Source organism: Streptomyces camponoticapitis, assembly GCF_014646115.1.
Taxonomy (GTDB): domain Bacteria; phylum Actinomycetota; class Actinomycetes; order Streptomycetales; family Streptomycetaceae; genus Streptomyces; species Streptomyces camponoticapitis.
Map to the genome: position 1 here is coordinate 18,545 of NZ_BMMV01000011.1, position 20,647 is coordinate 39,191.

Annotated in this window: 17 protein-coding genes; 2 read left to right on the top strand and 15 right to left on the bottom strand. The window is 66.9% G+C overall.

Features of this window, described 5'->3' with window-relative positions:
• Nucleotides 1-67 precede the first annotated feature (67 nt).
• Both IEY79_RS18185 and pyk read left to right on the top strand, forming a co-directional pair.
• Entirely contained in the window at nt 68-778 is a 711-nt protein-coding gene (locus IEY79_RS18185) for an SIMPL domain-containing protein (protein WP_229700948.1), read from the top strand.
• A gap of 149 nt (nt 779-927) precedes the next feature.
• Nucleotides 928-2,361: a pyruvate kinase gene (gene pyk / locus IEY79_RS18190; protein WP_189108568.1), complete on the top strand. Its 1,434-nt coding sequence runs from the start codon at nt 928-930 to the stop codon at nt 2,359-2,361.
• An 85-nt stretch (nt 2,362-2,446) separates the two neighbouring features.
• On the opposite strand, the gene IEY79_RS18195 is transcribed toward pyk, so the two are convergent.
• The 15 genes from IEY79_RS18195 to IEY79_RS18265 form a co-directional block, all read right to left on the bottom strand.
• Nucleotides 2,447-4,126, bottom strand: a complete 1,680-nt coding sequence (locus IEY79_RS18195; protein ID WP_189108569.1) for an ATP-binding cassette domain-containing protein — start codon at nt 4,124-4,126, stop codon at nt 2,447-2,449.
• 41 nt (nt 4,127-4,167) lie between these two features.
• Entirely contained in the window at nt 4,168-5,511 is a 1,344-nt protein-coding gene (rfbH, locus tag IEY79_RS18200; protein ID WP_189108570.1) for a lipopolysaccharide biosynthesis protein RfbH, read from the bottom strand.
• 21 nt (nt 5,512-5,532) lie between these two features.
• Complete coding sequence (gene pabB / locus IEY79_RS18205) at nt 5,533-7,569, bottom strand: aminodeoxychorismate synthase component I (protein WP_189108571.1); 2,037 nt, start codon at nt 7,567-7,569, stop codon at nt 5,533-5,535.
• Nucleotides 7,566-9,062: a class I adenylate-forming enzyme family protein gene (locus IEY79_RS18210; protein ID WP_189108572.1), complete on the bottom strand. Its 1,497-nt coding sequence runs from the start codon at nt 9,060-9,062 to the stop codon at nt 7,566-7,568. Before IEY79_RS18210 ends, pabB begins: the two co-directional genes overlap by 4 nt.
• Nucleotides 9,063-9,103: 41 nt before the next feature.
• Nucleotides 9,104-10,057 (bottom strand): NAD-dependent epimerase/dehydratase family protein, encoded by a 954-nt coding sequence (locus IEY79_RS18215; RefSeq protein ID WP_189108573.1) that lies wholly within the window; start codon nt 10,055-10,057, stop codon nt 9,104-9,106.
• Nucleotides 10,058-10,069: 12 nt separating this feature from the next.
• Nucleotides 10,070-11,281 carry a hypothetical protein gene (locus IEY79_RS18220; RefSeq protein WP_189108574.1) on the bottom strand — a complete coding sequence of 404 codons (1,212 nt, stop codon included), beginning with the start codon at nt 11,279-11,281 and terminating at the stop codon, nt 10,070-10,072.
• Nucleotides 11,278-11,826 carry a nucleoside 2-deoxyribosyltransferase gene (locus tag IEY79_RS18225; RefSeq protein WP_189108575.1) on the bottom strand — a complete coding sequence of 183 codons (549 nt, stop codon included), beginning with the start codon at nt 11,824-11,826 and terminating at the stop codon, nt 11,278-11,280. The genes IEY79_RS18220 and IEY79_RS18225 overlap by 4 nt, the downstream gene beginning before the upstream one ends.
• Nucleotides 11,823-12,617 (bottom strand): class I SAM-dependent methyltransferase, encoded by a 795-nt coding sequence (locus IEY79_RS18230; protein WP_189108576.1) that lies wholly within the window; start codon nt 12,615-12,617, stop codon nt 11,823-11,825. The genes IEY79_RS18225 and IEY79_RS18230 overlap by 4 nt, the downstream gene beginning before the upstream one ends.
• Before the next feature lie 7 nt (nt 12,618-12,624).
• Nucleotides 12,625-14,112 (bottom strand): glycosyltransferase family 4 protein, encoded by a 1,488-nt coding sequence (locus tag IEY79_RS18235; RefSeq protein ID WP_189108577.1) that lies wholly within the window; start codon nt 14,110-14,112, stop codon nt 12,625-12,627.
• A 40-nt stretch (nt 14,113-14,152) separates the two neighbouring features.
• Complete coding sequence (locus tag IEY79_RS18240) at nt 14,153-15,568, bottom strand: GNAT family N-acetyltransferase (RefSeq protein WP_189108578.1); 1,416 nt, start codon at nt 15,566-15,568, stop codon at nt 14,153-14,155.
• Between the two features lie 26 nt (nt 15,569-15,594).
• A complete protein-coding gene (locus IEY79_RS18245) occupies nt 15,595-16,392 on the bottom strand; it encodes a sugar phosphate nucleotidyltransferase (protein WP_308426676.1) in 798 nt (265 codons plus the stop codon).
• Nucleotides 16,393-16,442: 50 nt separating this feature from the next.
• Complete coding sequence (locus IEY79_RS18250) at nt 16,443-16,826, bottom strand: hypothetical protein (RefSeq protein ID WP_189108580.1); 384 nt, start codon at nt 16,824-16,826, stop codon at nt 16,443-16,445.
• Nucleotides 16,823-18,187, bottom strand: coding sequence for an NDP-hexose 2,3-dehydratase family protein (locus tag IEY79_RS18255; protein ID WP_308426677.1), 1,365 nt, complete (start codon nt 18,185-18,187; stop codon nt 16,823-16,825). The genes IEY79_RS18250 and IEY79_RS18255 overlap by 4 nt, the downstream gene beginning before the upstream one ends.
• A complete protein-coding gene (locus IEY79_RS18260) occupies nt 18,175-19,260 on the bottom strand; it encodes a DegT/DnrJ/EryC1/StrS family aminotransferase (protein ID WP_189108582.1) in 1,086 nt (361 codons plus the stop codon). Before IEY79_RS18260 ends, IEY79_RS18255 begins: the two co-directional genes overlap by 13 nt.
• 295 nt (nt 19,261-19,555) lie before the next feature.
• Nucleotides 19,556-20,626 (bottom strand): dTDP-glucose 4,6-dehydratase, encoded by a 1,071-nt coding sequence (locus tag IEY79_RS18265; RefSeq protein WP_189108583.1) that lies wholly within the window; start codon nt 20,624-20,626, stop codon nt 19,556-19,558.
• Nucleotides 20,627-20,647 lie beyond the last annotated feature (21 nt).

Sequence of the window (20,647 nt, forward strand, 5' to 3'; positions counted from 1 at the left end):
GGAGGCCGTACGCCGCGCCCCCCCGGATGCCCCCACAACCCGCCGTCGTACGAGGGAGAACCCAGCCGTGACCACCGACGCACCCGCCCCTGTCTCCGCCCCCTACGGCACCCCGGAAACCCCGAGGGTCGCCGTCCGGGGCGAGGCGCGCCTGGAGTTCGACCCGGAGATCGCCAGGATCGGCGTCATGGTCAGCGCGCGCGGCACCGACCGGCGCACCGCCCTGGAAGATCTCACCCGCCGCAACAACGAGGTCCTGGCCCTGATCAAGTCGTACGGCGACTCCGTCGAGAAGCTGGAGACCGGCTCCTTCTCCATCAACCCGGAACTCACCCGGCACGGCCGCGGCGAACGTATCCGCGCCTACCACGGCCGCGTGAACATCAGCGCCGAGCTCGCCGACTTCACCGCACTCGGCGAACTGACCACCCGCCTCGCCGACCTCGACCTCACCACCGTCGACGGCCCCTGGTGGGCGCTGCGGCCCGACTCGCCCGCGCACGGCGAGGCCCGCAGGCAGGCGGTCCGCGAGGCGGTCCAGCGGGCCCGTGAGTACGCCGGAGCGCTCGGCGCGAACCTGGCCGCCCTCGTCGAGCTCGCCGACATCGGCGCGGAGAACGCCGTGCCGTTCGCTCCACGTGCCCAGTCGTACGCGATGAGTTACGGCGGTGGCTCCGAGGTCGCCGGCGCCGCGCCCGCGCTGGACCTCGAACCGCAGCGCCAGACCGTTTACGCGCAGGTGAACGCGCGCTTCACGATGACACCGCCGGTTCTCTGACCGAAGGCGCACCCGGGAATTCCCCGATAGCGCTCATCAGAGCACCTCGCCGCCCACTTCAACACTTGTCAACAACCCTTCATGCAAAGGTTGTTGAGTAGTCATGTGAGACCAATTACCTACCCGGCGGTAAGGTTTAGTCTCGATTCATGCGCCGAGCGAAAATCGTCTGTACTTTGGGGCCCGCCACCGACTCGTACGACCAGATCAAGGCACTGGTCGAGGCCGGAATGGATGTCGCCCGCTTCAACCTCAGCCACGGCAGTTACGCCGAGCACGAGGAGCGCTACCAGCGCGTACGCAAGGCCGCCGAGGAAACCGGCCGCAGTGTGGGAATCCTCGCCGACCTTCAAGGCCCGAAGATCCGCCTCGGGCGCTTCCGTGAGGGCCCGGTACTGCTTGAACGCGGCGACGAATTCACGATCACCGTCGAACCCCTCGAAGGCGACCGCCACACCTGCGGCACGACCTACGAAGGACTCGCCGACGACGTGACCGCCGGCGAGCTCATCCTCGTCGACGACGGCAAGGTCACGCTTGAGGTCACCTCGGTCGACGGGCCCCGCGTCCGTACCACCGTCGTCGAGGGCGGCATGGTCTCCGACAACAAGGGCCTCAACCTCCCCGGCGTCGCGGTGTCCGTCCCCGCGCTCTCCGAGAAGGATGTCGACGATCTCCGCTGGGCCCTGCGCATCGGCGCCGACGTCATCGCGCTCTCGTTCGTGCGGAGCGGACGCGACATAGACGACGTCCACCGCATCATGGACGAGGAGGAGCGGCGCGTCCCGGTCATCGCCAAGGTCGAGAAGCCGCAGGCCGTCGACAACATAGACGACATCGTCGCCGCGTTCGACGGCATCATGGTCGCCCGGGGCGACCTCGGCGTCGAGATGCCGCTGGAGCAGGTGCCGATCGTGCAGAAGCGCGCGATCAAGCTTGCGAAGCGCAACGCGAAGCCGGTCATCGTCGCCACGCAGATGCTCGACTCGATGATCGACAACTCCCGGCCGACCCGCGCGGAAGCCTCGGACGTGGCCAACGCGATCATCGACGGCACCGACGCGGTGATGCTGTCCGGCGAGACGAGCGTCGGCAAGTACGCGGTCGAGACGGTCCGCACGATGAGCCGTATCGTCGAGGCGGCCGAGGAGGACGTGCTGGCCAAGGGCCTCCCTCCGCTCACCGAACGTAACAAGCCGCGCACGCAGGGCGGAGCGGTCGCCCGCGCGGCGGCCGAGATGGGCGACTTCCTCGGCGCGAAGTTCCTGGTCGCGTTCACGCAGTCGGGCGACACGGTCAAGCGCCTCTCCCGCTACCGCTCGCCGATCCCGCTGCTGGCCTTCACCCCGGACCCGGCGACCCGCGCGCAGCTCAACCTCACCTGGGGTGTGGAGGCGTTCCTCGGCCCGCACGTCGAGTCGACGGACGCGATGGTCGAGCAGGTCGACGAGCAGCTGCTGCGGATCGGCCGCTGCGACAAGGGCGACATCGTGGTGATTACGGCGGGTTCCCCGCCGGGCGTCCCGGGCTCCACGAACCTGGTCCGTGTGCACCACATCGGCGAGGACGACAGCCCGAAGTAGTACGCCCCTCGGACGCACACCGGGCCGGAGCTCATCGCTCCGGCCCTGCGTGCGCCGGGGGGAGCGATGTGCGCCCTGGCGCACCTCAGCCGCGCCGGCGTACGACCCGTTTCTCGTCCCACACCGGCTCGGGCGCCTCGTAGACCGTGCCGTCGGAACCGAAGACGAAGAACCGGTCGAACTCCCGGGCGAACCACCGGTCGTGCGTCACCGCGAGAACGGTCCCTTCGAAACCGCGGAGCGCGTGCTGCAGCGCCTCGGCGGAGACGAGATCGAGATTGTCGGTGGGCTCGTCCAGCAACAGCAGCGTCGTACCGCCGAGTTCGAGCAGCAGAATCTGGAAACGCGCCTGCTGGCCCCCGGACAGGGAGTCGAAGTCCTGCTCCGCCGCGTTCGCCAGTTCGTACCGGGCCAGTGCCCGCGACGCCTCCTCGCGGGGCAGCCCGGCACGGTGTTCGTCGCCGCGGTGCAGGATGGAGACCAGCGTGCGGCCGACGAGATCGGGTCGGCCATGGACCTGCGCGAACCAGCCCGGACGGACCCTCGCGCCCAGCCGCGCCACCCCCGTGTGCGACACCGGCTCCACCGGAAGATCACCCACCGGCTGGTGCTCGGGCTCGGGGGCGGTGCCGCCGGCGGCGAGCAGCCGCAGAAAATGCGACTTGCCCGAGCCGTTGGAACCGAGCACGGCGACCCGCTCGCCGAACCAGACCTCCAGATCGAACGGCTTCATCAGCCCGGTGAGTTCCAGACCTTCGCCGATCACGGCCCGTTTGCCGGTGCGTCCACCGCGCAGCCGCATCGCCAGATGCTGCTCACGGGGCTGCGCGGGAGGCGGGCCCGCCTTCTCGAACCGGTCGAGGCGCGTCTGGGCGGCGCGGTAGCGCGAGGCCATGTCCGAGTTGTAGGAGGCCTTCTGCTTGTACATCTGCACGAGGGACTTCAGCTTGGCGCGCTCCTCGTCCCACCGGTTGCGCATCTCGTCGAACCGCTCGAAGCGCTCCAGCCGGGCCTGGTGGTAGGTGTCGAAACCGCCCGGGTGGACCCAGGCGGTGTTTCCCGCTCCACCCAGCTCGACGGTGATGACACTCTGCGCCGTGCGGGCGAGCAACTCGCGGTCGTGACTGATGTACAGGACGGTCTTCGGTGTTTCGGTCAGCCGGCTCTCCAGCCACCGCTTGCCGGGTACGTCGAGGAAGTTGTCCGGCTCGTCGAGCAGCAGCACCTGATCCGGGCCGCGTAACAACGCCTCCAGGACCAGCCGCTTCTGCTCACCGCCCGACAGCGTCCGGACCGCACGCCGTCGGCACCGCTCGAAGGGCATGCCGAGCGCCTCGGTGGTGCACACGTCCCACAACACCTCGGCGTCGTACCCGCCGACGTCGCCCCATTCGGCCAGCGCGTTCGCATACGCCATCTGCGCCGAGGTGTCCTCACTCGCCCCCATGGCCGCCTCCGCCGCGTCCATGGCCGACGCGACCCGGCGGACGCGTGGGTCCACCACGGACAGCAGCAGATCACGCACCTGGGCGCCCTCACGAGCGATGAACTGCCGCATGACGCCCAGGCTTCCGCCACGGTTCACCACCCCACCGTGCGGTGCCAGGTCTCCGGCGATCGTCCGCAGCAACGTGGTCTTGCCGGACCCGTTGGCGCCGATCAGCGCGGCCTTCTTCCCCTCACCCACCCGGAACGAGATCTCGTCCAGCAACACCCGACCGTCAGGCAGCGTGTAAGAAACAGAGTTGACATCGATATATCCCACCGCGAAATGGTATCACGGATGTGATAACAGGATCGTGGATTTCACACCGCACCGCGACCGCGCCGGAGTACGAACTCGGTGATGGTTTCGGCCATATACTCGATCATCGCGGGGCTCAGGCCGGGATAGACCCCCACCCAGAAGGTGTTGTCGGTAATGGTGTCGGTGTTGGCCAGCCCGCCGGAAATCCGGTGGTCCCGCCCGATGTAGGCGGGGTGACGGGTGAGATTGCCGCCGAAAAGCCGGCGGGTGCCGATACGCCGCTCCTCCAGGAATGCCACCAACTCCTGCCTGGTGAAGGGCGCTTCCGTCAGTACCGTCAGAACGAATCCGAACCAGCTCGGATCGCTGCCCGGAGTCGGCTCCGGCAACAGCAGTCCCGGCAATCCGTCGAGCGACCGGCGCAGTTGATTCCAGTTCCGGCGCCGGATCTCACCGAATTCCGAAACCTTCCCGAGCTGGCTCACGCCGAGCGCCGCCTGTAGATCCGTCGTCTTCAGGTTGTAGCCGATCTCGGAGAAGATGTATTTGTGGTCGTAGCCATGCGGGAGGGTGCCGAGCTGGTAATCGAAACGCTTGAAGCACGTATTGTCCTGGCCGGGCTCGCACCAGCAGTCCCGCCCCCAGTCGCGCAGTTGCTCCACGAGCCGTGCCAGCCTCAGGTCGTCGGTCAGCACGCAACCGCCTTCGCCCGTGGTGATGTGATGGGCGGGGTAGAAGCTGACCGTGGCGAAGTGACCGAAGGTACCGGTGAGTTGTCCCTGATAGGTCGAGCCCACGGCGTCGCAGTTGTCCTCGATCAGAAAGAGGCCGTGCCGCTCCGCGAGTTCGGCCATCTCCGCGACCTGGTAGGGATTTGCCAGCGTATGGGCCAGCGCGATCGCGCGCGTACGTGGTGAGACCGCGGCTGCCACCCGGTCGACCGTGGTGTTGTACGTGCCCAGTTCGACATCGACGAATACGGGGATCAAGCCGTTCTGGACGATCGGATTCACCGTGGTCGGAAAGCCCGCGGCCACCGTGATGACCTCGTCCCCGGGGCGCAGCCGCCGCTCGCCGAGCGTCCGGGAGGTCAGCGCCGACACCGCCAGGAGGTTCGCGGACGAACCCGAGTTCGTCAGATGCGCCTTCCGCAGCCCGAAGAAATTCGCCAGACCGCGCTCGAACTTCTGCGCGCTGACCCCGGCCGCGATGCGCATGTCCAGCGCGGCGGTCACCAGTGCCACCCGGTCGTCCTCGTCGAGCGCCGCACCGGAAGGCCAGATGGGAGTGACGCCGGGTACGAACTCCGTGGCGGCCCGGGTTTGATGGTATTTGCGGGTGAGCTCCAGAATCTGTTCCTTGTTGATGTCCGTGGACACACTGCCTCCTGATCGCTCACCCATGGCTGTCTCGGACGTACGGCATCAATCGAGGCATCCCCCGAAGGCGGACGTCGGGGCGGTCGCCTTCACCAGCGTCTCGACGTACTCCGCTTCCGGGTCCGACATCAAGGTGATCGCGCCGCCGACCCCGAACGACGCGGAGTTCTCCTCGACGACAAGAGTTCTGATCACCACACTCAGGTCGGCGCGCCCGTCCAGGGACACCCAACCGAGCACGCCCGAATAGACGCCTCTGGGCTCCTCCTCCAGACCGGCCAGAATCTCCATGCTGCGCAGCTTCGGAGCCCCCGTCATCGAGCCGGGCGGAAACGACCGGCGGATGCAGTCCACCGCCGCGACATCCTGCCGCAGTCTCGATTCGATGGTGCTCACCATCTGATGCACCGACGCGAAGGTGTGGACACCGAACAACTCCACGGGACGGACGGATCCGACCTCGGAGACGCGACTGAGATCGTTCCGCATCAGATCGACGATCATCAGATTCTCGGCGATCTCCTTCTCGTCGGTCGCGAGCTCCCGCTTCAGTGCCGAGTCCTCGTCCTCGGTCGCACCGCGCCGACGGGTGCCCTTGATCGGGCTCACGCGCACGAGCCGATCACCGGTGATGGTCATGAACCTCTCGGGCGAGGCGGACAGCACGGAGAAGCCCGGTGTCCGCAGGAACGCGCCGTAGGGGACCGGGCTGGCGGCCCGAAGACGCGCGTAGGTCGCGACGGCATCGAGGGAGCCGGCCACCGAGGCGGTGTTGGTCAGACAGAGTTCGTAGGAGTCACCGCTGGTGAGGTAGGACTGACATCGGAGGATCTTCTCCAGATACGACCTCTTGCTGTCCCGGAAGACAACGTCCCTCGGATACGCCCGGGACGCCGGGGCGATGTCGCGAGGAGGGGCCGACATCGCGCGCGACACCGCCCGGGAGGCTTTCTCGAACCATGCCCGCGCGTCGGCGCCGTTCCCCAGGCCGCGCCCGGACGCGAACAGCAGATAGACGCGATGCTCTCGATGGTCGACGACCACATAGCGATCGGTGAGCAGGAATCGGGCATCGGGGAGGTGCGAATGCCGGGAGATGGCCATTCTCTCGGTGTCCGCCCTCAACTCGTACCCGAAATACCCGACGAAGCCGGGGCGGAACTCGAAGGGCAGTAACTCCTCCCGGTCCGTGCGGACGGCGCACTGCCGCTCCTTGAGGAAGGTGAACACATCGGAGTCCACGTACCGTACCGAGCCGTCGGGCTCGGTCACCGTGACGCGGCGGTCGGCCACCCGGTAACTCACCGTTGTCGAGCGGGCGCCCGGCATGCCTCCCATGATGGAGAACCGGCCCTGGTCGGTGTCGGAGCTGTCCAGCCAGAAGGACTCCGTCGACGAGCCGCAGAACTCCTCGAACAGCGACCGGCCGTCGACCTCTCCCGACAGACACACCCAACCGCAGTCGATCGTGCCGCTCAGGGCCAGGTGACCGGACGACGACGCCTTGTTCTCGCCCACGATCCCGACGAAATTGCTCAGGAGGACCTTTCCGTCCTCGGTGAGAATCGACTCGGGATGAAACTGGACTCCCCATACCGGCCGGTCTCCGTGGCGGATCGCCATCGCGATGCCGTCCTCGTCCTCGGCGATGAGCTCCAGCGGCGCCCCGACATCCGTCACGGCCAGCGAGTTGTACCGTACGGCGGTGAACACCTCGGTCATGCCACGGAACAGCCGGTCACCGTTGTGACGCACCCGGGAAGTCCTCCCGTGCATTATCTTCGGCGCGGGCCCGACCTTCGCCCCGAAGACGCTGCCGATGATCTGGTGCCCGAGGCAGACTCCGAGAATCGGCTTGTCCGTCGCCGTCACGACGGTCCTGGATATGCCCACGTCGGCGGGTACGTCAGGACTTCCGGGGCCGGGTGAGATCACGATGCCGTCGAAGTCCGCGAACGAGAACGACGCCATCGGATCGTCATTCTTGACGACCACGCATTCGACATCCGCGATCTCGCTCAGATACATCCAGATGTTGTGGGTGAAGGAATCGTAGTTGTCGATGAGGAGGATACGGATCATTTGATCATTCCCGGTGGTGCTCCGTCGAGAGACATGATCAGTCTGTGTCTCATGATCTTTCCGCTGGCGGTTCGGGGGATTCCCGGGACCGGTGTCCACTGTTTCGGTACTCGGAAGGGTTCCAGCTCTCGGCGAAGGTGCGACCGGAGACCGGTGAAGAACTCCTCGGTCTCCCTGATCGATTCGTCGAGCTCCACGAGCGCGGTGAGTGTGGAAACACCGTTGACCACCGGAGCGACCACGGCGCAGTCCTCGACGCCCGCACAGTCCCTGATGGCCGCCTCTATCTCCACCGCCGACAGGGAGATTCCCCCGACATGGAGGAAGTCGTCTGTTCGGCCGACCACCACGAGACCACCGTTGTCGGCCCAGTACCCGTAGTCCTTCGTCTCCAGCCAGCCGTCGACGAGCAGTTGTGTCGGACCTTTCGCGGTGACCGCGGTCTCAGGAATGGTCGGACCGGACACCCACACCGCGCCGGCCTTCCGCGCCGGTCCCGCCACCCGCGGGAGGGCGTCCGAGCCGGTCCGGAGCTCCACCTGGTAACCGGGGCAGACGAGACCGGCGGTACCTGCCGCCCGGCGCCTCGTTCCGTTCGCGCAGAAGGCGTTGCCCACCTCCGTGGAGCCGATCTGATCCAGCACCGGGACCTGCCAGAGGTCCTCCATCCGGGCCGCGACCGACTCGGGCAGTGGCTCGCCGGCGGAGACGATCGCCCGGAGGGACGCGGGGCGCTCGACGGGTGAACTCTCGATGTGGTCGGCCAGCTTGGCGAGTGCCGACGGCACGGAGAACGCCACGGTGGCGCCGTGCCGGTGCAGCGAGTCGGCGAACTCCTCCTCGTTTCTGCGACGGCTGTTCAGTACGACCGAGGCACCGCTGAAGAGCGGATAGACGAACTGATTGTTGAATCCGTAGGTGAAATAGTATTGGGAGAGCGAGACGATCGTGTCCGTCGCATCGATGTCCAGACCGTTCGGGCCGCAGACCGCTTCGTAAAAGACAGCGAGATCCGTGCTCGTATGTGCCACGGCTTTGGGATCTCCGGTGGTACCCGAGCTGTAGAGGTAGTAGCGGGAGGCCGCGTGTCCGTCCGCAGGGACATCGCGCCCGGCCGGCTGCCGAGCTCCGAATCGATCGATTTTCAGCGAGTCGTCCTGACAGGAGATCACGAACTCCGTGGGCAGGATTCGCAGCATCCTCGACCGGATGTGCTCGTCCAGATCCGGATTCACGACCAGGGGAACGGCGCCCACGGCATGGAGGGCGAGGAACGCCGGCATCCACGCCGGCCGGTCACCCACCAGAAGCCCGACGTGATCACCCGCGCGGATGCCGTGATCGAGTAATTCGGCGGCGAGATCCCCGGCCAGGGTGTGGACATCCCTGTGCCGGTAGGTCTCACCCGTCTGTTCGTCCGTGACCGCCGCGGTGTCCGTCCAGCCGCCCCGGTCCGCCAGCCGCGCGGCCAGAATCGAGGTATGGGTATGCATGGGTCTCCCGGGTTCCGTGGGTGTGCCGTGGTACGGCCGAGTCAGACGAGTGCGGTCGCGGCCGGTTCATCGAGGGCGAGGCAGGCACGGATGGAGTCGGCGAGGGTGAAGTTCCTCATCCAGCCGAGGCGTGATTCCGCGTGTGAGACATCGGCGCGCTGCCATGCCGATCCGATGCGCAGATCGACGGGACTCCGTACGAAGCGATAGGGAATCCCGGTCTGCTCGGTGAAAGCGTCGAAGAGCTGTCTGATGCTTGTCGCGGTCCCGGACCCCGCGTTGTAGGTCGCCACCGACGCTCCCGAGCCTCTTCCTGCGGCCAGGCACACCAGCCGGGCCACATCCCGGACGTCGACCAGGTCTCGTGCCGTTTCCGGATAAGGGACATTGGCCACCACCCGGTCCGCCCCCGCCTCCGCCGCCGCCCGGTAGAGCCCCACCGCCAATGCCCAGATTCCGTGCGTGCCGTGACCCGGACCGATCACATTGAACGCGCGCACCACCGTCGCCGGACTGTTCATGCGACAGGCCGCGCGAATCAGGTAAGAGGCTCCCGCCGTCTTCGACCTGCCGTACTCGGTCACCGGAGCCAGGCCGCTCGATTCGCTCACCGGTACGCCCGGGGCGGTGGCCCCGTATTCATGCGACGAACCGATATGAAGGATGGATTCCGTCGACCCCGACACTTCACACGCTTCGCCGAGACGGCATGGCCAGAGGACGTTGTCCCGTCGGAGCACAGCGGGATCGGTGGACCATGAGGCACCGACGGCATTGACGACCGCGGCGGGGCCACAGCGCCGCAGGAAGCGCGGCAGCGCGACGGGCGACCAGTCGCTCCCGGAGAAGTAGGGGCCGTTGATGTCCCCGACACCACCCGTCGTACGCCCGTACCGATCCACTCCGATACAGCGCCACCCGTCCGCCGTCAGCGCCGCGGCCACCCGTCTTCCGATGAATCCCCTGGCGCCGAAGATGATCACGGTCCTGGCCATCGCGACGCCCCGTCAAGCCCTGGCTACGGCGTCGGCCGTGTCGAGCACGACCTCCGCGGCCATTTTCGCGCCGTCCGTCCCCACCTTCTCCACCAGGCCGGTCCAGATGTCGGGGGGAAGCGCCAGACACTCCGGAATCAGCTTCTCCAACTGTGTCCGGACAAAGAGGCGTGTGGTCTCCCGCCGCCGGCGCAGCCCGTCCGCGATCGCCGCATAGACATAGTCGTTCCCCGCCGCCTCGGTCTCCCGCGCCTTCCGCGTGACCACCTCTTCGTCGACGACCTCGCTGGGCCACCGCACGCCGGTGTCCGCACCGGTCCCGATCCGGTGGATCTCGGCCTGCTGGAAACCGGACACGTTCTGCGGTGGCAGCCGGATCAACGGCGTCCCGCACGAACTGGCCTCCAACAGGCTCATCAGCCCCGGCTGGCTGAGGCACAGCGCGCTTTCCGCGATACGGCCGCGGTACTCGGCACGGGTCAGCGGACCGAGACGGAACTCCGCCTGTCCCAGATACGGCGCGACGACGGCGTCCAGCGCCGCGCGAGACGTGTTGCCGGCGATCACGATGCTGGTGAATCCGGATTCGACCAGAGCCTCGACGGCGCCCGGAAGCACCAGCGCCGGATAGGTGGTGGTGTCCCGCGTGGCCAGACCGAGCATTCCGCCGAGAGTGATGATCGCCCGCCGATTTCCCTCCGCGTACCCCTGGCTGTCCCGCGCCGTGTCCGGCGGCCGCAACGGAACGACCGCGCCGATCCAGGTCAGATTGTGGATGCTCCGCATCCAGCCGAGGGTCTCGGGGGACAGCCCGGGAAGCCGCAGGGCCAGGTACCGGCTCACCTCCAGCGGGGGCACGGCCAGGTCGGCCCCGTGCCAGAGGAAGGGCATCAGGTCGACGAAGACGGTTCTCACCCCCGCCGCCTCGAACGCGCGGGCGGCGAATCCCTCCAGCGTTACGAGAGCCACATCCAGGTTCTTCTCGGCGGCGGCCCGTGTCAGCGACTCGTAGTCCGACCCGTCGAACTCGCACCATTCGTCGACCACGTTGTCCATCAGGGAGCGTCCGTACTCGCTCCCGAAGGCGACGACCCGGCACTCCCCGGACACGGTCCGTCTGATCTCACTGATGATGGTCTCCAGCGCGGCGTGCGGCCCCCAGCCGAAGTTCACGCCCAGGACGCCGATCCGAAGACCGCCGGCGGCCGGATTCGACGCGCTCACGCTTCTCCTCCCAGCGAGCGGAACTTCAGTGCGCGCTCCACCTGGGCGCTCTCCCAGAAGCGATCCGCCCGGCGATGTGCCGCGCCCAGATCGAACGCCGCGGAACAGGCCTTCTCCAGAACCGCCCGGCTGCCCGATTCCCCCTCGATCACCTCCAGTTCGAGCAGGGTGCCCATCCCTCGGATCATGGAGGAGAGGGACCCGAAGGAAGAGGTGACCAGGACGGTGGGACGGCGGACCGAGGCCGCGTAACCGAGCTCGAACGCCACTCCGGCGGAGGGCTCGTCACCGACGAGCGCGCACAGGGAATCGGCCGCGTGCAACGCGCGGAGATCGTCCCGCATACAGTCCTCGGGCGGCAGCCCCGCCGCGCCCCAGGCCTCGTTGACATGGGAGCTGAAGACCGACGCGCCCAGCTCGGAGAGCCGCGTGTGGTAGCCCAGGATCTCCGTCTTCTTCTCCGGCAGGAACGCGTCGCCCCGCATGTAGTTCCCGAAAGGCGCCGCGAGGAACACCCTTGGGCCGGGGGCGGTGGACATGCTCATGCGTTGACCGCCTTCGCTACGATGCTGCCGCCGAATCGGCCCCGTTCTCTCCCTGTCGAGTAGTCCCGGAAGCCGAGGAACGTCAGCGTGAACCCGGACTCCCCGAGCAGCCCGGCCACTTCGGACGGACTGAAGAGATGGACAGAGGTCCGCAACACCTCGTCGCCGTTTCTGTACGCCGTGGTGAAATCCCCTCCGCCGGGCAGTAAGCGATCCCTGACGAGATTGCGGACGGCTCTGAACCGGCCGTAACTGACGGCGTTGTAGCGGTTGTTGACGTCGAAGACGAATGAACCACCCGGTTTCAGCAGGCTCCTGACCTGCTTCAGTCCCGTCAGCAGCTGTGCCCGCGGGACATGGCCCAGGACGTTCGACAGACAGGTCACCAGATCGAACTTCGCCCCGTCGGACTTCGCGGCGTCCACGGTCAAGGCATCGGACGTCGACGAAAGCGCGGCCGGCAGCTGGGGCGCCGCCAGAGGAATCGCCAGCACCTCGGCGCTGGGACAGTTCCTCCGCGCGAGGGCGGCCATCTCGGGACTCTCGTCGATGGCGACGACACGTGAGGGACGGATCTCCGTGACGATGCGCTGGAGACGTTCGCCGGTACCGGTGCCGACGTCCAGCAACGCGAGACCTTCCCGGTCCCCTGCGGCCTCGGCCAGCACTCTCTCGACCGCCCGGAAGTATCCGGCATGCCGTTCGAGGTAGGCGGAGTAGCCGCGTGAATACGCGTCGTAGAACCGCTTCGACGTGACCGAGGTGGCCGGTGGCGTAGAACCCTTCGACATGCGTCTCCTAGTTTCGGATGTATCCGAGGCAGCTTTCGATGTCGAAGCGGCCCCAGTCCGCGGCGTGTTCCAGGCCGGCGGCAACGGTGTCCTTGGGCATCTCGTCGGTGGCCCGCAGCACGAACTCGCACACCTTTCGCAGCTGCTCGACCGGCACACCACTGGACCAGGCGAGGTAGTAGAAGGCCTTCGCCCCCCTGCCGAGCGCCCGGAACTCGGCGTCCGCTGTCGACAGCACGAGATCCTCGACCGCCTGCGGCGCTCGCCATGGGTGCTCCAGCGTGGGGCTCCTCCCCGAGGCGAGGGAGAACTCCTCCCACAGGGCGGCCGTGACCATGTCCCAGGGTGAGAAGTCCCGTGGCCGGTACGCCTCGACGAGATCCGCGTAGACCGCCGTGTACTCCGATGCCAGCGCACGTGTCGACAGTCGCTCCGACAGCGGTCGTGCCGCCGCGACGAGCCGCTCCCTGGCATCCGGGTCGAACCACAGGGTCCGGATCGCCCGGGCGATCATCGGGCCGTCCGGTGCGTCCACGTACAGCGCGCCCGCCTCGCCTCCGAGGTACTCACCGATACCGCCGGCCCGGGTCGCGATCACCGGACAGCCGGCTGCCTGGGCCTCGACATTGACCAGCCCGCCGCCCTCGGATCTCGAGGCCACGACGGTCGCGAACGCGCCCTTCAGCAAGGAGGCCGCCTCCTCGATCGGAACCTCTCCGATGAAGTGGACCCGGGATGTCAGACCGAGCCGCTCGACCTGGGCCTCCAGAGCGGACCGCTCGCTGCCGTCCCCGGCCACGACGAGATGGAGCTCCGGGATCTCGTCCCGCAGCAGGCCCACGGCCTCGACCGTCCGGTCCACGGACTTCGCGGGCTCCAGGCGGCGCAGCGACAGCACATAGGGCCCCAGGGCGGCCGCCTCCGCGTGCGGGACCGCACCGCTGAACAGGTCGTGGTCGATACCCACGTAGAGCGTCGGCACCGGGGACCTCTCCCCGACCAGCAGTTCGGTCTGCCTGGCGAGATCGTCGGACGCCGCGTTGAGCAGGTCCGCCCGCCGTATGGCGGGGAGGACGAAGTCCCGTCCGGTCAGCCAGACGAGCCTCGGGTCGGGATCGACCGCGTCGGGGATGTCGTAGCCGCCGACGGTCTGGATGACCGGTACGCGCCACAGACAGGCAAGCAGTTCCGCGATCATCGGAAGGGGCCGGCGCAGACCGACGACGTGAATGACGTCGGGCTTCCGGACGCGTCCGGCGAACTCCTTGAGCTCCGCCGTCAATTCTCTGAAGTCGGAGGGGAGCACCGGGTTGGCGACCCGGTGGATACGGACTCCGTTGCGTACCTCTTGCTTCGGGGTGGTGTCGGGAACGTGCCGTGTCAGTACGTCCACATGATGGCCCTGTGCGACCAGCACACCGCCGAGCTGGTCGACAGGATCCTGCGCGCCCCCGGTCACCGGATGGTAGACGCTGCATACGAAGAGAATGTTCACCGGCTTCGACTCCTCATCCGACGGATCGGCTTTTCCGGACTCAGCGGTCGGCCTTGTATCTCTTCCCCTTCAGCCCGTGAACTTCCTCCACCGGGAATCGGTCGATATTGACAGCCAGCTTCTTGTCCGCCGCCTCGACGAGATCGAAATCGCAGTATCTCGCCAGCCGGATCAGATAGTTGAGAATGTCCGCCGCCTCGAACGACAGCTTGGTCCTGAATTCACTGTCCGTGCGCAGCAGTTCCACGATCTCGGGCTCGCTGAGCCACTGGAGCTCGGCCAGCAGCTCGCCGGCCTCGCCGCCGACCGCCATCGCGAGGCTGCGTGCCTCCTCCAGCTGGTCCCAGCCCCGCTCGCGGACGAAGGTGAGGAAGCGCTCGGTGTACGCCTTCAACCGGTCGGAGTCGCGGCCCAGATGAGTGGTCTCACCGGCGAGCCAGCCCCACTGGGCCGCCACCTTTCCCGCGGAGTACGCCTCCGGGAGCAGCCCTTCGAGCGTCCACATCTCACTCTGGAAGGCCCTCACCACCGCCGGATCCACATGCTGATGCGTGTACAGCTTGTGAGTACGCCCCCGGGCCCAGGACTGCGCGAATCTGAGGGTCTCCCGCAACGCGCTCTCCGATGTCGCGCTCAACGGCATCAGCTTGACCGCCCCGCCCTTCTTGGGACCGAACGCGACGACGGAGCTCAGTACGTCGGACTCGTATCCGAGACAGATTTCCTTGTACTTGGACTCCACCTCCTGGGAGAGCCGCCTCTCGTGCCCCGCGACCAGTGCGCGGACGAAATCCTCGTCCAGGCCGTCGACGAAGGCGTCCATGCGGGAGGCGAGGAATCCTCGGAGCTGTTCGTACTTCGAGGCCGAGTACTCCTCGAACTTCAGAAGCTCCCGTCCCGTCGTATCGGAATCCCCTCCGTCGACGGTGTAGTAGATCGCGTGCTCGACGACGCCGGGACGGTACTGACTGTTCGACTGCGAACCGCAGGTCCAGCCGCGGTTCAAGTAGAAAGTCTCGATCCAGGAACTCGGCTCGGCGACGGTCCCGTAGAGCTGTCGGATCCCGCGGGCCTTCGCGACCTCGACCGACTTCGCCAGCAGCGCCGATCCGGCGCCGTTGGAGCCCCGGAAGTCGGGGCTGACGATGAGAGGGCTGATCTTCATCGTTCCCTGGCGCTTCTCGGCGATGTTCATCACGCCGACCACTTCGCCGCCCGCCTCGGCCACATAGACATGCTGTGTCTTCGAGAAGTGGCCCACGGGGTCCCTGCCGCCGGCGAGGTGCGCGTCGAGGATTCTGTCGGCCTGCGCGATGTGGTCACCGTCGTAGTTCCTTCTGAGCGAACCGTGCAGCAGCCCCTGAATGGTCGTGCGGTCCGCTTCCGTTGCGTCCCGGATGACAATGGGGTCGAGAGTGACCGGCGACGCTTCCGTGTTCTCCTGCTGGAGAGTCAATTCTTTCTCCCGATGTATGGCGGAAATTACGCGAGCAGTCGCCGGCGAGCGACCGCGGCATCAACCAGACGGTCGGGTGTCCCCATGTCGAACCAACCGGCTTCCGCGGGCACGGTCACCGAGGTGAGGCCCCCGTCATGGATGTACGACTCCAGCAGAGACGTCATCTCCAACTCGCCGCGGCTGGACGGGACGATCGCCTCAAGCCTCGTCCACACCGAGTCGTCGAAGGAGTAGAGCCCCGTGCACACCTGGCTGCTCTCGTGCACCTCGGCCTTCTCCTGAACCCGGACGACCCTCCCGCTCGCGGTGCTCTCCACGATCCCGAAGTCCTTCGGATCGGGGTGCTCGATGACCGCGACGACAGCGGCGCATCCCGTCGCGTCGGCCGGCCTGAGTATTTCCCGTGACCAGGTCGAGCCGGACACATAGAGCGCGTCACCGAGCGAGACGACGATCCGCTCGTACCCCTCGGGTTCCAGACAGTCCCTGGCGCAGGCGATCGCGCCCGCGATGCCGTTCGGTTCCTTCTGGACCACCGTCCGGATGTCGATCTCCGAATACCCCAGCCAGGCGGGAATGGTCTGGAAAATCTCTTCGTCAGCGGCATTGCAGACGATGACCAGAGAATCGACATCGCACTCTCTCATCACATCCATGGAGAATGCGATGGCCGGCCTGTCGTAGACCGGGAGCAGATGTTTGTTGACTACACGGGTGGCCGGAAACAGTCGTGATCCGGTGCCTCCCACCAGAACGATTCCGGCGACTCCTGCTTTCGCAGGCTTCGTCGTCCCCATTGCATACCGCCTTCCGACCCTCATCGGGCCGTGGTCGATCCTTGGTCCAGAGACATGGGTGTGCGCGGGAATGCCTAAATTATGGTTTCCAGCGCGGCGACTCGGCGCAGAATGGCCGGGAAGTCGACCAGCCCCGCGGTCGTCGAATCCCGCAGGTGGGTCATTCCCGCGGAGAGGCACGCTCGCGTGTCGTTGGCCGGCCCGGAGGTCTCCACGATGCGCGGCACCGGCTTCTCCGCCAGAACGTGCTTCCCCGCGGCCAACGCCGCGCGGCAGTCGTCGAAGTGACGGCCGGTCGCGCGGTCGGTGATCTGGATCCGCTCCGGCCCTGCGGCGGACCGGGCCTTGCGCGGGTGATCGGTGCCCAGGACGAGGGGATCGTCCGAGCCGTTCAGTTCCCGGAGCGGGGGAGCGACCCGCCGGCCCAGGTATGCGGAGTTCCCGATCGCGGCGATCATGGCTTCAGCGTTCCGATCGTGATGAGGCCCTTGATCATCGTCAGACAGGTGCGAAGCTCGACGCTGAGCCGGTCACCGCGCTGATCCAGCTCCTCGATCTCGCTGAGGGAGACCCACCCGTCGGCCGGCTCCTCGTCGAAGCCGTCGGCGAGCAGGCCCAACTGGTAGGTGGCGAGGGCGCCGCGGAACCGTCCCCCTTCCTCGGCGTGCACCGCGGAGTGGATGTCGCGGCAGCGGACGAGCCCCGACGACTCGGCGACCATCGATCGCCGCCGGGCGGCCGTCGCGTAGTCGGCGATGTCGCCTCGCAGGAACCGCGGCTCAAGACTGGGGCCGCGGACGGATCCGATCCGCACTCTCTCCGCGACGAGCAGGTCGAGACCGTCGGGACCGGACCGGACCAACAGCGTGCACTGACCCATACCGACCGGCGCGAGCAACGGCTGGTCCCAGGAAGCGACTTCACGGCCCTGCCCTTCGACACGGCAGCCCACGACGGCGAAGAACCGGCGCTCGCGGTGCTCGATGCTGTCCGCGACCTGCCACCGCGCCAACCGATTCAACGGTACGACCTCGGGATTCGAGCCGGCCGGGTCCGGTGCCTCTCCGCTCGGACGCGGTCCCGTCGTCACCCGGCCGAGGCCCTCCTGGGACGCGGTGGCCTCCAGCGGCCACATCGACAGCACCGAGCGCAGATCCATGTTGAGCAGACGGCTCTCCAGCGCCGCCGCCAGGAGGACCGCCATCGGCACCCAGTGACTCTCCGGGACGGTCCGGCCGACGTCTACGGCGTCGTCCGCGTCGAGCAGGATGATGCGGTTGCGGTTGACCTTCCCGAGGAACCAGGACTCCTGCTCGCGCTGCAAGGCATCGGCCAGCGTGGGTACTTCGTCGGACAGCGCGAGATCGACGGCAGGAACGCGCCTACCGCCGTGGGCGGCCTCGTAGTTGCTGCGGGTGGCCTGGACGGTGGGCGCGACCTCGATCCCGTCCGGGGTCCCCGGCTCGAACTTGAACGTGATCAGTCCGTAGAACCCGCCGTCGAACCGCGTGACGAACAGACACAGCACACCGACTTCGTGTTGCTCGATGAGCGGCTGTTCGAAGGGGTGATTCGTGTCCGACAGATCTCGTACACCGACCACCCGGAAGAACCGGCCGGTCCGGTGGGCGAGGACTCCCTCCTCCGTCATCGACCAGCCCCGGAGGCCGGTCAGCGGAACGGGGAGTGCGTGTGCGGTGAGCGAACTACGCCGGCGATGGCACTCCGCGCGTAACTCCGGAACGGATTCAATCGTCTGCATTCTGGATTCCCGAATCTCACGGATCGTCCCTGGCGCGCCAGCATTCATGCCACACATTCGCTTAACCGGTCACAGACGTAGTCGATCTCGTCGAGACTGATCAGCGGATGTATGGGGAGACAGATGACGTCTTGGGCGAAGCGCTCGGCGACGGGAGTGGGACGCGTAGCACCGATCGGAAATGCGCCCAGCGGCCTGAAGTAGATTTCGGACTCGATTCCGGCGGCATCGAGTTCCTTCCTCACCCGTTCTCGATTCTTGACCAGGATCGGTACGGCGAAACCTCCGGAGCGGTCGGAATCACCGGATTCACGTACGAGTTCCACCGGCGAATCGGCCAGCCGTTCCCGGTATCGAATCAGGTTCGACCGGCGCTTTCGAAGGTTCTCCCGCAGTCCTTCCAACTGGGCCAGCCCGACAGCCGCCGCGATATCGCCCATGTTGTACTTGAAACCGAGCTCGGGGATGTCGTACGGATTTCCCCAGGATCGGGCGCTCATATCGATGCCGAGTCTGCGCAGACGCTTCGCCCGCTCCGCGGAGGCGGCATCGGGGAAGGTGACGCATCCCCCTTCACCGATGGCGAGCGCCTTGGTCGCGTGGAACGAATACGCCTGGATGTTCGGCGACTCACTCATCGGGCGGCCCTGCCACACCGAACCGATGGCATGGGCGCAGTCCTCGATGACCGTCACCCCGTACCTGTGGGAGAGCTCGCTCAGGCCGGCCAGGTCGCAGGGGATCCCCGCGTAGTGGACCGCGATGACGGCGCTGACGTCCGGCTCCGTGTCCAGGATCTCCCGCACCGATTCCAAGTCGACGTTGCCCGTGGCGCGTTCGATGTCGGCGAGAATCACCCGGCACTGATGCTGGAGCGCGACGGCCGCCGTCGATACGAACGTATTGGCGGGAACGACTACCGCGCTACCCTTCGGCACATCGGCCACGACGAGCGCGAGATGCAGGGCGGCGGTGCCCGAATTGACCGCGACCGGATTCTTTCCGATCAAGTCCGATACGGCGAGCTCTTGTTCGAACTGTCCGGTGACGGGTCCGAGGCCGATCCAGCCGGACTCGATAACCTGCCGGAGACGTATCAGCGAGGAAGGTTCCACCTGCGGTCGGTACATCTTGACTTCGTTCCTCGGTGGAACCGACCGCATTCTCACTCGCCCCCTTCACCGCATCTGTGGAGGTACTTCGTTCAAAATTGCAGTACTTGCACCCGGTCGCCCCGGGGTGGTCGCGAGTACACTCTATCCCGCCCGTGATAAAACGTAAAGGTTCAGGCAGGAGTCCCCGCTTCAAATCCCTTGTGACCTGCGTCTGTTCGCCTTCTTGAGCCGGGCGTCAGCCCGTATCGCGCCGCCCTTCGTACGCCTGACCGGCTTATCCGCGGGGCGAGTTGCGGGCATGGCGAACATGTCAGGGCGCGCTCCCGGCGGCGCGCACCCCGGCCCAGTCGAAGCCGAGTTCGCCCCTCTCCTCGATGATCTGCTCCCACCATTCGCGATGCTCCACATACCAGGCGACCGTCTCGGCCATACCGGCGTCGAAGTCGTGCACCGGCCGCCAGCCCAGCTCCGATTCGATCTTCTCCGGACTGATCAGATACCGGCGGTCGTGGTTCGGCCGGTCCGGAATGTGCTCGATCCACTCCGACGGGTCCAGGTCGAGCATCGTGATGACGCGGCTCGCCATGTCCAGATTGCCGACCTCACAGCGGGCCGAGATGTCGAAGATCGGCAGCAGCTCCGGCTCCGTGGCCGCCCGCGCCGGAATCGGTTCCAGGTCGGCATGGAGCACCCGGTGCACCGCCGCGCAGTGATCGGCCACGTGCAGCCAGTCGCGGCTGTGCGACCCGTCGCCGTACACCGGTACCTTTCGACCGCGCAGGAGGTTGGTCACCGCCAGCGGAATCAGCTTCTCCGGCAACTGGTACGGGCCGTAGTTGTTGGCGCAGTGGGTCATCCGGATGTTCAGGTCCGGATACGTCCGCATGTAGGCGCGCACGATCTGATCGCCGGCCGCTTTCGCCGCGCTGTACGGCGTCTTGGCGTTCAGCGCGGACCCCTCGGTGAACCACTCGTTCCCGGGGGCCAGTTCGCCGTACACCTCGATCGTCGACACATGGACATGGGACCGGACGGGCACCCGCCGGCTGCACTCGGCCATGACCTGCGCCCCCAGCGCGTTCGACCGCATGAACGCGCTCGGCTCCAGGATCGCGCGGTCGTTGTGCGACTCGGCCGCGAAGTTCACGACGAAGTCGGGACGGTACCGCCGGTAGATCGCCCGCATGGTCTCCAGGTCGGCGATGTCGGCCTTCTCGAAGACGATGCGTTCGGACACGGGAGCCAGGTTCGCGTGATTTCCGGCGAAGCCCAGGTAGTCCACCGCGATCACTTCGGCGTCCGACGGCTCCCACTCCAGCAGGCGGTGCACATAGTTGGCGCCGATGAAACCCGCGGCGCCGGTCACGAGATAGACGGCCATGACTACTCCGGAGGTCGGGCG

Coding starts and splice junctions, on each gene's coding strand:
- pyk (WP_189108568.1), top strand. CDS start 928: ATGCGCCGAGCGAAAATCGTCTGTACTTTGGGGCCCGCCACCGACTCG.
- rfbH (WP_189108570.1), bottom strand. CDS start 5,511: ATGGGTGAGCGATCAGGAGGCAGTGTGTCCACGGACATCAACAAGGAA.
- pabB (WP_189108571.1), bottom strand. CDS start 7,569: ATGATCCGTATCCTCCTCATCGACAACTACGATTCCTTCACCCACAAC.
- IEY79_RS18210 (WP_189108572.1), bottom strand. CDS start 9,062: ATGCATACCCATACCTCGATTCTGGCCGCGCGGCTGGCGGACCGGGGC.
- IEY79_RS18215 (WP_189108573.1), bottom strand. CDS start 10,057: ATGGCCAGGACCGTGATCATCTTCGGCGCCAGGGGATTCATCGGAAGA.
- IEY79_RS18225 (WP_189108575.1), bottom strand. CDS start 11,826: ATGAGCATGTCCACCGCCCCCGGCCCAAGGGTGTTCCTCGCGGCGCCT.
- IEY79_RS18230 (WP_189108576.1), bottom strand. CDS start 12,617: ATGTCGAAGGGTTCTACGCCACCGGCCACCTCGGTCACGTCGAAGCGG.
- IEY79_RS18245 (WP_308426676.1), bottom strand. CDS start 16,392: ATGAGGGTCGGAAGGCGGTATGCAATGGGGACGACGAAGCCTGCGAAA.
- IEY79_RS18250 (WP_189108580.1), bottom strand. CDS start 16,826: ATGATCGCCGCGATCGGGAACTCCGCATACCTGGGCCGGCGGGTCGCT.
- IEY79_RS18255 (WP_308426677.1), bottom strand. CDS start 18,187: ATGTGTGGCATGAATGCTGGCGCGCCAGGGACGATCCGTGAGATTCGG.
- IEY79_RS18260 (WP_189108582.1), bottom strand. CDS start 19,260: ATGTACCGACCGCAGGTGGAACCTTCCTCGCTGATACGTCTCCGGCAG.
- IEY79_RS18265 (WP_189108583.1), bottom strand. CDS start 20,626: ATGGCCGTCTATCTCGTGACCGGCGCCGCGGGTTTCATCGGCGCCAAC.